This is a genomic window from uncultured Faecalibaculum sp. (assembly GCF_910588395.1).
In the GTDB taxonomy this organism is placed as follows: domain Bacteria; phylum Bacillota_I; class Bacilli_A; order Erysipelotrichales; family Erysipelotrichaceae; genus Faecalibaculum.
On the sequence record NZ_CAJUPA010000030.1, the window covers coordinates 18643 to 31840 of the forward strand.

Consider the following 13198-nt stretch of genomic DNA (forward strand, 5'->3'; position numbering starts at 1 on the left):
TGTCTTCAGTATAGCACGGAGAGCCGGGAATACACCGGAATACGTGAAATGATTCACAATATCTGTCTGATGGCAGCCGTTGGCATCCGGAAAGCCTGTCTGTTAAGATGAATCATATATGCACGCAGGACACAGGAGGATCCCTCATGAAGAACATGCTCTTTGTCTGTCACGGCAACATCTGCCGCTCCGCCATGGCCAAATACATCGCCCGGTCCATGGCCGATCCCGAAGACTATCACTTTGATTCCGCCGCCACCAGCCGGGAGGAAATCGGTGCAGATCTCTATCCCCCTGCCAGGCGGACCCTGACACGTCACGGGATTCCCTTTGACACCCATCACGCCAGGCAGGTCACACCGGCAGATTATGACCGCTTTGATGCCATTGTGGTCATGGATGAAAACAACCTGCAAAACATACGCCGCATCATCCCCGCAGATCCGGAGCACAAAATCTTCCGACTGCTAAAGCGGGACGTGGCCGATCCCTGGTATACCGGCGACTTTGAAACCACATATCAGGATCTGGTGACGGGAATCAGCCGGCTTCTGGAAGAAGGGCCAAACAGCTGATGAAACAGAACCTGCACACCCACTGCCAGTTCTGTGACGGAAAGGATACCGTGGAGGAACTGGTCAGAACCGCCCTGGACAAAGGCTTTGATTCCCTGGGATTCTCCAGCCACGGCTATGCCCATCCCCTGGATGCCTGTTCCCTGGACGATGAACGGGAAGCTGCCTACATCTATTCGGTTCTGGAAGCCCGGGCCCGGTATGGGGATCGGCTGAAGATCTGGCTGGGCATCGAGGAAGATCTCACCGGCCGCATCTACGCGGATCCCGCTTTTGACTATGTGATCGCATCCGTGCACTTCATTCCCGTGCCCGACGGTCAGTGGAAAGCCGTGGATTACAGTCCCGAGCTGACCCGTGAGATGATTCAGACAGATTTCCAGGGAGATTTTCTCGCCTATGCCCGGGCTTATTACAATGAACTGAAGAAAATCGCCCACCGGCCGGAAGCGGATATCGTGGGTCATCTGGATCTGCTCATGAAGTACAACGAAGGGGAAGCCCTGCATCCCTTTGATGATCCTGCCTATCTGGACCTGGCCATGGAAGCCATTGACGAGCTGATTGCCGCGGACAAGATTTTCGAAATCAACACCGGTGCCATGTCCCGAGGCTATCGCAGCGAGCCCTATCCGCAGGCGCTGCTGCTGAAGTATATTCAGACCCATGGCGGGAAAATCTGCATCACCTCCGACTGTCACGCCAGAGACAATCTGGACTGCGGCTTCGACATCGCCCGAAACCGGGCAAAGGCAGCGGGATTTGACCAGGTCATGGTTCTCACGGAACAGGGGTTTGTGCCGGACTCTCTCTGGGACTGAGCGCTTTCCCACTTTGCGCCATTGCAGTGCACCCTCACAGACAGCAGCCGTGCTGTCTTTTTTTGCCTGTCTCCCGCAGCAGACAGACACCGTCCGCCGCCCATGGGCAGGATACCTGAAGTCCCGGGAATGCGGGGCTATGATTCTGTTACAGGAGTTCTGAAGAATTCCGCTGTCCGCAGCAACAGCGTGCGGAACGGACAAAGGAGGGAACACCATGCCCTGTACAACCATTCTCGCCGGAAAAGACGCCACGTATGATGGCAGCACCATGATGGCGCGCAACGATGATTCCGGTGCCGGCAAATTCACTGTCAAAAAATACGTCCTGATTACTCCGGACCAGCAGCCCGAACACTATGAATCCGTCACATCCCATGTGAAAATCGACCTGCCGACGGATCCCATGAGCTATACCTGCTGCCCGAATGTGGAACCCGGCACGGGATACAAATCCGAAGCCGGAATCAATGCAGCCACCGTGGCCATGAGTGCCACGGAAACCATCACCTCCAATCCCGGAGTACTGGGGGCTGATCCGCTGGTGGAAACCGGAATCGGCGAAGAGGACTTCGTGACCATCATCCTTCCCTATATTCACAGTGCCAGGGAAGGGGTGCTCTATACCGCGAAACTCCTGGAACAGTACGGAACCTATGAGATGAGCGGCATCGGCTTCTCCGATCCGGACGAAGTGTGGTATCTGGAAACCATCGGCGGTCACCACTGGATGGCCCGACGGGTGCCGGACAACTCCTATGCGGTGATCCCCAACCAGCTGGGCATTGACTACTTTGATTTTGAAGATGCCGCCGGTCCGCAGAAAAACTGCCTGTGTTCGGCGGATCTGAAGGCGTTCGTTCAGAAAAACCACCTGGATCTGTCCATGGATCCCCAGGATGTGTTTGATCCCCGGGCGGCTTTCGGCAGCCATGCGGATTCCGACCATTCCTACAACACCCCCAGAGCCTGGTGGATGGAACGGTATTTCAACCCGAATACCTTCGTCTGGGATGGCCCCGATGCGGACTACAAACCAGACAGCGACGACATTCCCTGGTGCCTGGTGCCGGAGAAGAAAATCACCGTGGAGGACATCCGGTATGTCCTGGCTGGTCATTACCAGGGCACACCCTACGATCCCTACATGCACCACGGAGATATGTCTATGGCCGGGGCCTTCCGCACCATCGGCATCAACCGGACGGCATTCCTTGGACTGTGCCAGATGAAAGCCGACGGCACTTCCGTGGAATGGCTGTCTTTTGCGGCCAATGAATTCAACGCCCTGATCCCGTTCTATCAGCACATCTCTGCCACCCCGGCGTATGTGGCGGATACCACCATGGAAGTAAACACCGACAGCTTCTACTGGACCAGCCGGCTGATCGCGGCCATGGCTGATGCGGTGGACAGGCAGACAGCGTCCATCATCGAGCGGTATCAGAACCGAACCATGAATGAATCTCACCGGATCCTGGATGTCTACGATCCGCAGATTGCCGCTGCAAAGGATGAGGAAACCCGGCAGAAGCTGTGCATGGAAGCCAATCAGAAACTGGCGGATATGGCAGAAGCAGCGAGTCAGGAAGCCCTGGGACAGGTGCTGTATACCCTGTCCAACAACATGAAAAACGCCTTCTCCAGAAGCGACGCATAAAGATCTGCCGCCAGTATCCGGAAAACTGTCTTCATCAGACCGAAACCGGACAGAAACGGCACAGAAAGCCGGCTCCCTCGCAGAGCCGGTTTTCTGCTGCCTGCCGGTCAGGACCGTGTGTGAAGCACCGGAATGACAGCGCCTGCTGCCTGCCCGGAACCGGAACGTGGTATCTTCAATACATGAAGCCCGCTTTTCTCTCTTTTTGCCATGGCTGGCCGGAAGAAGAGAAAGGCGGCATGAACAGGAGGAAAGACCATGCCCTGCACCACTCTGCTTGTGGGAAAACTCGCTTCTGCCGATGGAAGCACGCTGATCGCCCGGAACTCGGATTCCGGCGCCGGTGCCTATACCCCGAAGAAATTCGTGGCTGTACCCCCGGAAGACCAGCCCCGTACCTACACCTCGGTGATCTCCGGCGTCACCATTGCGCTCCCGGAGGATCCCATGCCCTATACCTGTGTGCCCAATGCCCTGAAAAACGAAGGAGAGTGGGCATCCGCCGGAATCAATGCTGCGAATGTGGGCATGACTGCCACGGAAACCATCACCTCCAATCCCCGGGTCCTGGGCGCCGATCCCCTGGTAAAAAACGGCATCGGGGAAGAAGACCTGGTGACGCTGGTGCTGCCCTATGTGAAAACCGCCAGAGAAGGATGCCTGCGCCTTGGATCCCTGCTGGAAGAATACGGCACCTATGAAATGAACGGCATCGGCTTCAGCGACGAAGATGACGTCTGGTGGCTGGAAACCATTGGCGGACACCACTGGATGGCCAGGCGGCTGCCGCAGAATGCCTATGCGGTGATCCCCAACCAGCTGGGCCTGGATTTCTTTGATTTTGCCGACCCGGAAAACTTCATCGGATCGGCGGATCTGGAAGCATTCGTGAAACACAACGCTCTGGACCTGCGAATGGACCCGGAGGAGCCCTTCAATCCCCGGGATGCCTTCGGCAGCCATGACGACTCCGATCATACCTACAACACCCCCAGAGCCTGGTGGGCCCTGAGCCGCCTCAACCCGGATTCCTTTGCCTGGACCGGACCTGACGCGGATTTCACCCCCGAAAGCAATGATCTGCCCTGGTGCCTGGTTCCCGAGAAGAAAATCACAGTGGAAGACGTGAAATACGTGCTTTCCGGACACTACCAGCAAACCCCCTATGATCCCTACCTGCATCATGGGGATACCTCTATGGCTGGAGCATACCGCACCATTGGCATCAACCGGACGGATTACCTCGCCTGCTGCCAGATTAAAACCGGTGCGCCTTCCATTCAGTGGCTGGCCTATGCCTCCAATCCCTTCAACGTCATGGTGCCTTTCTATACCGACATCATCGCCACCCCGGCCTATGCGGCGGATACCACTGACAGCGTCAGCACCGGCAGCTTTTACTGGACCAGCCGGCTGATCGCCGCCATGGCAGACGCCTGCGACCGGCAAAGCGCGATCTTTATCGAACGGTATCAGAACACAACCACTGCCCGTTGCCGGGAAATCCTGAACAGGAGTACCCCTGAGATCCAGGCTGCTTCCGGAAAAGACAGGATCCATCTGTGCATGGAAGCCAATGAGCAGATCGCCGAAGTCACCAGGGAACAGGCGCAGAAGTGCCTGGGAGAAGTGCTCAAGGCGCTCTCCGACAATATGAAAAACGCTTTCTCCCGCAGCGATGCCTAGAGAATGAGACGTGAAAAGACTTTCCGGACCCAGGATCCTGGAAAGTCTTTTTTTTCGGGAATGCCGATGAAAGCCGGTGCCTGAAACCGGCCGGATTCACAGAGCATTCTTCTGCACGAAGACCAGCGTGTCTCCTTCCTGCAGCAGGGTGGTGCCATCTGGAATCAGCATCCGCTCATGACGGGAAATGCACACGATGGGACGGGAAGCGATTTCCGCCAGAGACTTCCCGATCCGGGGATCATCCCCATCCAGAACCTCAGAATCCAGCAGGTTTCTTGCGGAATGATATGGCTGCGTCGTGATCACCAGACGGTCCTGTTTCTGCAGCAGGGTGCCGCCTTCCGGAATGATCCGTTCTCCATCTCTGATTACCAGAGCTGTGGCCATTCCCGGCGGCAGCGCCAGTTCAGCCAGGGTTTTGCCGGCCCAGCCAGATTCGGAACCCAGCTCCAGCAGAGAAAACTGCAGATCCGGTTCTGCTCCATAGTCACTGAAGGTTTTCAGCACATTCCCGGATTCATCACTCATATGCAGCCGGCGCGCAATCCAGGGCAGCAGCGTCCCCTGCAGGCTGATGGAAAACAGTACCACGCCAAAGACAATATGAAATACATCCTGACCAAGTCCCGGGACTGTCATGCGGGCCATGATTGCAAAAACGATGGAAGCAGCTCCCCGAAGCCCCGCGGCAGATACCACCAGCTTTTTGGCCAGTGAACTGCGAAAACCGGACAGGCAGAGAAACACGGCAGCGGGTCTGGCCACAAGGGTGAGAAACAGGAAGATGCCAAAGGACAGGGGTAGAACCGCAAGAATGCTGTCAGGATCTGCCAGCAACCCGAGAATGAAGAATATCGTCATCTGCATCAGGGTGGAGAGCCCATCGAAAAAAGGAACCAGCTCTTTCTTGTGACGCAGCCGGCTGTTGCCCAGGATCAGACCCGCCAGATAGACCGCCAGGTAGCCATTTCCTGCCAGCAGTGTGGAACCCGCGTAGGCCATGAGCGCACAGGCCAGGACAAAGACGGTGAGGAATCCGGAAAACTCCAGCTGCACTTTGGAGAGAAACCAGAGGGCAAACCGGCTGATGAGCCAGCCTGCCAGCAGCCCGATGCCAATCTGACACAGGAGGATCCAAAGGATGTCCAGCCAGGTTACGGTGGTCTGCATCATGGTCAGGATCACTGTCACCAGCAGATAGGACACCGGATCGTTGGAACCGGATTCCAGCTCCAGCAGAGAATCGGTGTGGTCCCTGAGTGCCAGTTTCTGGTTCCGCAGGATGGAGAATACACTGGCGGCATCGGTGCTGGAAATCAGAGATCCGGTCAGCAGAGCGGTGAGCCAGGGCATCCCCAGGGCGTAGTGGCAGAAGAGTCCGGTGAGAGCGGCTGTGGTCAGAACACCGGCCGTGGCCAGGATTCCTGCCGGCAGTGCGGCTTTTTTTGCGGCTTTCCAGCGGGTCTGAAAGCCGCCGTCAAACATGACAATGACCAGGGCCGCTGTGCAGATGGATTCTGTCAGGGCGAAGTCGGAAAAGACCGGACCCAGACTTGCGTCGTTGCCGACAAAGAGTCCCAGAAAGATGAATCCCAGCAGCATGGGCACTTTCAGCCGCGAAGCCAGGCGGGAGACGATAACGGAAAGAATGATGACAATTGCGGCCATCAGAAGCAGAACGGTAACCAATGCATCACAACCTTTCATGAAATTTCAGAAACTTGTTACACCCATTGTCACATTTATCCTGCGGATGGGGCAAGAATCATGCCAGCGGGCCAGATGGGCAGGGACATGGGAAGGAGCCGGAAAAGCGGAGTTTCCGGGAGTGAACCCCAGTAAAAAGGTGGTAAAACGGGAGATTGTGAAAAAAGCTGACGGGTTTGGAAGTGCACAGTGAAGATGTTTAGTAAAAAATAGACCATAAAACGGCTGATACAGGAATAAAATGGAACGAAAAATTACAAAACAAAAGTTTCTGTTTTCGTTGAATCTGTAATCTTACGGCGGTAAGATAACGGCAAGAAAGCAAGTAAGCGTTTACAGAAAGAAAGTTATTATATAGCTATGACATTCCTCGGTTTAGTAAACGTTTACCGGAAAGATGAGAAGATGAAAGCACAATCGAAGCTGTCCAGCCTGCTGGCTGTTTCCCTGACACTCACATCCCAGGCGGGACCGGTTCTGGCCAATGAAACAGAAGCGCCCGTCCAGGAACCTGTTACGGCTCCTGCTCCGGCAGAGGCCGCAGCGGAACTGACGGATGCGGTCACACTCCCTGAAGAGACACCGGCGGATACAACAGCCGGAACTGCGCCTGCTGCGGATGGAAACGGGCAGGAAGAAGCAAAACCGGAAACCTCTGTCTCGGAGCAGACAGCGAATTCTGCCCCGGAAGATTGGAAGTCGAAAGCGAAAGAAGAGGCAGTGACTGAGGTCCAGACAGCTCCGACAAAGAAGGAGACTGTCAATGAAGCACCTGCAGCAGATACTCTTGAGACGTATTTTGCTTTCAGAGATGAGAATGGTCAGATTGTCCCTATCGTTGATTCCAATCAGAGTGCAACGTACAATAAGACGTTAAAACTTGGGGAAGAACGGCAGCTTCTGACTACTATGCAGACCAAAGAGCTCCGAGAATTCAGAGGATATGAAGCCCCTGCGGATCTTTATAACTGGAAACTTTGCTATAGAAAAGCAGGGACGATTGAACTGATAGATGCGGCGGGCAATGTAATATCAACCAGCAACAATGTTGAAAATGGGCGTATTGCTCTTTACTTTGATGTTGCTCCGAAAGCAGTCAAAACAACCATCACCTTCAAGGCAACAGGCGAAGGCGGATTTGCCAACGAAAACAACGGTTATGACAAGTATGACCAGACGACCGAGTTTACAGAAGGGGATGAAATCAAATTCCCTGAAACAAGAGCCGCAGCCGGACATGAGCTGAAATGCTGGCGGGATGAGAGCGGCAATGAGTATGCTCCCGGAACAGTAATCAAAGCAGCCGGTGAAGCTCAGATATTTACAGCTGTGTTTGTTGCGAAGACCATTTCCGTTACTTTCAAGATTGATCCGACAGCTGCTGGTTCGTTCAAAGACAGTGGTAAAAGTGGCTGGACGTTGAATACGGATGGCAGCTATACCTATGCAGTTGCATACAAGAAAGGTGCGAAGTACTCCTTCCCGTCGGTAAATGTTAATCGGGGATACAGCACAGGAACCTGGACAGATGCAGACGGCAACAAAATATTCGGATCCACTAGCAACAAAACTCTTCCGACTGAAGATGTTGTTTACACCTACAATATTCCACAGGCAGCAAAGCTGAATGTGAGGGTTCAGATTGCTGATTCGGAGACAGGTGATATTGTTCTTACTCCTACCAGTGGAAGTTCTTATGAACTGAATTCGAAATACAAGTTCCTGACAGCTGGTCAGATCAAGGCGCTGGAGGAAAGTGGTTATCAGATCCCTGAGGGAGCAGCGGACTGGAAGGTTCAGTACAACGCTGTGAATACTGTTCAGCTGCTGGATGCAGAAGGAAATGTTCTTGACACTGCTGAATATGATGAATCAACCAAGAAGTATGTCATCACGTACGCCCTGCAGAAGAAGGAAGCTGTCAAGACGACCATCACCTTCAAATCCAATGGCAATGGCGGATTCCCGAATGAATATGGTGGCTTTGGCTCAGCTCCGAAAGTTTTTGCAGATCTCAAGGAAGGCACAGAGGTAACTGTACCTGAAGTGGTGGGAAGTAAAGGATACGAACTTGCATACTGGAAAGATCAGGATGGGAACAAAGTGAATCTGGGCAAGACGGTCACATCCACTGATAAAGACCAGACCTATACAGCGTATTTCCAGATTAAGACGATCAGCGTAACCTTCCGAGTGTTCAACCCTGAAGGCGGATCTTTCAAACCGATGACCAGTTCTGGCTGGACAGCAAATGAAGATGGCAGTCTGACATATACGAAGACATGGTCTTCCAATGGCAAAGTTACTATGCCAACACCACTCCCGAATGATGGCTGGCAGAACAAGGGAAGCAACGGAAGCTACTGGGCAGATGAAGAAGGCAACAAGCATGTCTACCAGCCTGGCTCCAGTATGTCTATTCCCGAAAATGATGAGACCTATACATTTGTCTATGTGCCTTCTTCTTCCCGGAACTACGCGATCAGCTATACAGATGAAGCAGGAAATGAGATTTATTCTGGCAATGGCAAAGTCAATTACAAAGAGACGGTGCCGGCTGTATCTGACTATGCAAGACGGTCCCTGGATGGAAAAGGATACGAAGTGGCAGGAAGCTGGGACGGCTGCAAACTGACTTATCCAGCTGCCAATGTCATGAACATTGTCGACGCTGAAGGAAATGTGGTTCTGAAAGGCAAGCTCAATGCTTCCACAAAGAAATTCGAATTCACCATTCCTGTAACCAAGAAGGAAGCGGTCAAGACAACCATCTCCTTCGACTTTGGAGCTGGTGGCAGCGGCAGCATCCGCAAGACCTACACAGATGTTGTGGAAGGTGAAGAAGTAGATGTACCGGAACCCACTCCGATTGCTGGTTACGAATTCACTGGCTGGACTGACTCCAAGGGCAGCAAGGTGGAACTGGGGGCCACAGTCAAAGCCGCGAAGGAAAACCAGAGCTACAAGGCGAACTTCATCGGCAAGGAAATCACCATTACCTGGAAGGCAACTGTACCTGGTGTAGTCCAGTTTAAACTCCCGACTGGATCCAGAGGCAAGGATATGACGATTCTGGAAGATGGATCCGTACAGCTGAAAACGCGGTACTCTTCCACGACCTGGAAAATATATTTCCCGACGCCCACGATCACAGATGAAATCAATTATGAAAAGTCCATTTCCATCTCCGGCGGCAAGAGTCACTGGAGTCATGGAGATATGACTATCAGCTGGACAAACTTTACCTTGAAGCATACGGATGACGGTGACTCCTATACGCTGGTGGTTATGCCGAAAGCGCTGCGCTACTACAACATCAACTATGTAAATGAGGCAGGAGACACAGTTTACTCGCCGTATACAAAGGTGAACTATCAGGATTCTAATGCAGTCAACCAGAGTTACACACAGAACAAGCTGAATGAACTTGGTTATGAAATGACTGGCAACTGGGCTGACAGTTCCGTTGTCTATGACAAGGCAGGTCTGCTGGAAATCAGGGACAAAGATGGCAATGTACTTGCAACTGCCGTTCAGAAAGAAAACAAGCCTAACGAACAGGTTTTCACCATCCCTGTACAGAAATCCCGTTTCAGTGTTTCCACAACCATCGGCGATGGAAAAGCATCTGTTACCGAGATCAAACGCGGGGAAGACTTTGAACTGAACCTGAATGAGATCGAAGTTCCGGAAGGAAAAGTGATTTCCCAGGTTCTGGTGGATGAAGAGGCAGTGACACCGGAAGACGGCAAAGTCATTCTGGATAATGTCACGGCTGATCACACTGTGAATGTGCAGCTTGTGGATGCAACGCTGGATCTGGACGTAGCCTTCATGCATGCAGCAGACGGCGAACAGCATCTCAAGACCATGGCTCTGAACTTGAATGAAAAGACGCCGGTGGTTACAGACGCAGATCATGAAGCTCTCGCGGAAAAAGGCTATGGACTGAACGAGGCAGCATACCTGGTTTATGACAGAGAAGGCCACATCACCGTTCTGGATGCCAGTGGCAACCCGTCTGGCGAGCTTGCGAAAGCGCAGACCAGATCTGTTTCCGGCATCCGCCATGAAGTGCCTGTGAAGAAGCTGTACAAAATCTCTCATGCGGAAGCGGAAGGCGTAAACTTCGAGTATCCTACATTTGAAGACAGCCTGCATGCAGCGGCGATTGCCAAAGGCTATAACGCCATGGAGGGCAACGTCCACGCTGTAAAAGTCACGCCGGCTGAAGGGTATACCCTGGCAGAGTTCACCATCAACGGCACACCTGTGGAGAATCTGAATGCAGCTGGTCATATGGTGGAACTGACTGGTGACGGTGCAGACATCGCCCTGGCAGCCAAAGCCGCAAAAGTCCAGAAAACGGTTACGGCAACATTTGATGATGCAGTCATTGAAGGCGTGGAAAACGGTACGGTGACAGCTCCGGAAGGACCGGCCAGAGACGGCTATGAATTTGCGGGATGGAAAGCGGCTGACGGTACGCTGCACAAAGCCGGCAATCAGATTAAACTGGGTAGTGAAAACCTGACGTTCCAGTCCACGTATCTGAAGAAAGTCACCGTTTCCTTCGGCGATACAACAGTCAGCGGTCTGGAAAACGACAAGATCAAAGTTCCGGAAGGACCGGTAAAAGATGGCTGGACATTCATCGGATGGAAAGACATGGATGGCAGTGTTGTCAAAGCCGGCGAAGAAGTCACTCTGGGTCAGGATGACCTGAGTTACACGGCTGTGTATGAAAAGGCGGATGACGACCGGAAGGATGATAACCAGAACAAGGACGACAAGAATAATACAGGCGATAAGAAAGATGACAAGAAGGATACCAGAAAACCGGCGAAGTCGGATACGAAGGCATCCAGAGCTGCAACAGCTGTTGTGACGGGCGCAATTCCGGCTATGATGACGGCGGCAGCGAGTCTTCTTGGCCTGGCGGCGATTCTCAGACGGAAGAACCGCAGATAAACCATGAGCCTGATGCTGTCTGAACAGGCCGCATCCATTAAGGGGAGCGCAGGAAGGGGCGCTCCCCTTGTTTTGGGATATGGAGGAAAAAGCGGTTCACATATAGATGTTGTTATTTTGGGAAATTGGCGAAATCAGACAATAACTGCCCAAATCCTCTCGCCTGAACGAAACATAAAGTTTATAATCGCACTCGTTTCTGGTATAATGTGTTTACAAACATCATCTGTTAGTCAGGAGGATAATAGAGGATAATATGTGTACAGAACCGACAGCGGAAGGCAGAACAATGGAAACAGAAGAGCGGATCCGGCTGGACAAGAATGCCATTCAGGTCCTGAATCTTCCACGTATGCTGGCATTGATCCTGAAAAAGTGTTACCCCGACAGTTTTTATGGATCTCTGGAAAGCATAGAAAGCAGATTTCGCAAAGAATTGACCCGGGCAGATGATAAGCATCTGCGCAGTGAACTGACGAATACAGAAAGCAAAAATGTCACAACCGGTGTCATGCGCTTTGATTCCATATTCCTGACGCTCACGGAAGTCAAACCCGGAGCGTATCTTGTGAATGTGGAGGTTCAGAACAGACGGATATCTTTTGTCTGGTTTGCGGGCCGTGTTTATGCCTATCTGAGCCGGATGCTGGATTCCCAGAAAGATGACATCTCCGGTTACAGAAATGATCATTATCAGGATTTGAAACCTGTGATGGCATTGTGGATTCTCCCACATGAGCAGGAGACCTATTTGATTGATTATCCCGGTATCGCAAATCTCTGTCTGGGACAGGATACCCTGACTGGCCAGGATATGAAGCGGGCACTTGATGGCTTTGTGCGATACAAGATTGTTGGCCTTGGACCGGACTGGATGGATTATGAAGAAGAAGCGGTTCAGTGTCTTGGACATATATTCAGGAGTGACGATGATAAAAAGAAGCAGTACGATTACCTTGAGAAGGAGGGAATCCCCATGACAGAAAGGACAGAAAAAGTATTGGATGAATATGGTGAAGCCCAGTTTCAGTGGTTTCACCGGTCAGAGAAAGAAAAGTATGACCGGTTGAAAGAAGAAATGGATGCACAGCTGAAAGAATCAGACATGAAACTGAAAGAATCAGACATGAAGCTGAAGGAATCAGACATGAAACTGAAGGAGTCAGACATGAAGCTGAAAGAAAAGAATCAGGAAGTTCAAAGACTTCAGGAAGAGATTGCCCGCCTGAAAGCGTCGTCTGCCCAGTTGTAGCAATCTTTGGTACGACATAGAACCATCCACACTCAAAAGGTGATACTGGATAATGAATCTTCAGAAACCCAAGGCTGAAGCGGAAATAATGATGCAGTTTCTGTTCAGCTGCAGTCAGATACATAATTAAATACGATCACCCATCTATGTATAGGGGGACAGGTTCTGAGAGAATAGACAGGGGGACCATGTGTAAAGATTTGACAGCGGAAGGCAGTGGTGAAGCCCAGTTTCAGTGGTTTCACCGGTCAGAGAAAGAAAAGTATGACCGGTTGAAAGAAGAAATGGATGCACAGCTGAAGGAATCAGACATGAAACTGAAGGAGTCAGACATGAAGCTGAAAGAAAAGAATCAGGAAGTTCAAAGACTTCAGGAAGAGATTGCCCGCCTGAAAGCGTTGTCTGCCCAGTTGTAGCCTTCCGGTACAAACACATTCATTGAAAGCCGGTCATCAGACCGGCTTTTCCGATGTGTACCGGGCATGGTGCACTTCTAGCTGGTGAAAGTCCAGCCACGATTATC

General features: G+C 52.1%; 7 protein-coding genes. 6 read left to right on the plus strand and 1 reads right to left on the minus strand.

Translation table 11 applies throughout. The annotated features are described in order from the left end of the window. The first annotated feature begins 146 nt into the window (after positions 1-146). The 4 genes from QZ305_RS08890 (at position 147) to QZ305_RS08905 (ending at position 4742) form a co-directional block, all read left to right on the plus strand. Positions 147-575, plus strand: coding sequence for a low molecular weight protein-tyrosine-phosphatase (locus QZ305_RS08890; protein ID WP_294731387.1), 429 nt, complete (start codon positions 147-149; stop codon positions 573-575). Beyond that, positions 575-1396, plus strand: coding sequence for a histidinol-phosphatase HisJ family protein (locus QZ305_RS08895; RefSeq protein ID WP_294731389.1), 822 nt, complete (start codon positions 575-577; stop codon positions 1394-1396). Before QZ305_RS08890 ends, QZ305_RS08895 begins: the two co-directional genes overlap by 1 nt. Positions 1397-1613: 217 nt before the next feature. Further along, positions 1614-3056, plus strand: a complete 1443-nt coding sequence (locus QZ305_RS08900) for a C69 family dipeptidase (protein ID WP_294731391.1) — start codon at positions 1614-1616, stop codon at positions 3054-3056. Positions 3057-3314: 258 nt separating this feature from the next. Beyond that, positions 3315-4742, plus strand: coding sequence for a C69 family dipeptidase (locus tag QZ305_RS08905; protein ID WP_294731393.1), 1428 nt, complete (start codon positions 3315-3317; stop codon positions 4740-4742). 96 nt (positions 4743-4838) lie between these two features. Here QZ305_RS08905 and QZ305_RS08910 read toward each other — a convergent pair whose 3' ends face one another. Then, positions 4839-6452 (minus strand): potassium/proton antiporter, encoded by a 1614-nt coding sequence (locus QZ305_RS08910; protein WP_294731394.1) that lies wholly within the window; start codon positions 6450-6452, stop codon positions 4839-4841. Positions 6453-6857: 405 nt separating this feature from the next. On the opposite strand from QZ305_RS08910, the gene QZ305_RS08915 reads away from it, so the two are divergent. Next, a complete protein-coding gene (locus QZ305_RS08915) occupies positions 6858-11423 on the plus strand; it encodes an InlB B-repeat-containing protein (RefSeq protein WP_294731395.1) in 4566 nt (1521 codons plus the stop codon). A 289-nt stretch (positions 11424-11712) separates the two neighbouring features. After that, positions 11713-12675: a hypothetical protein gene (locus tag QZ305_RS08920; RefSeq protein ID WP_294731397.1), complete on the plus strand. Its 963-nt coding sequence runs from the start codon at positions 11713-11715 to the stop codon at positions 12673-12675. The last annotated feature ends 523 nt before the right edge of the window (positions 12676-13198 follow it).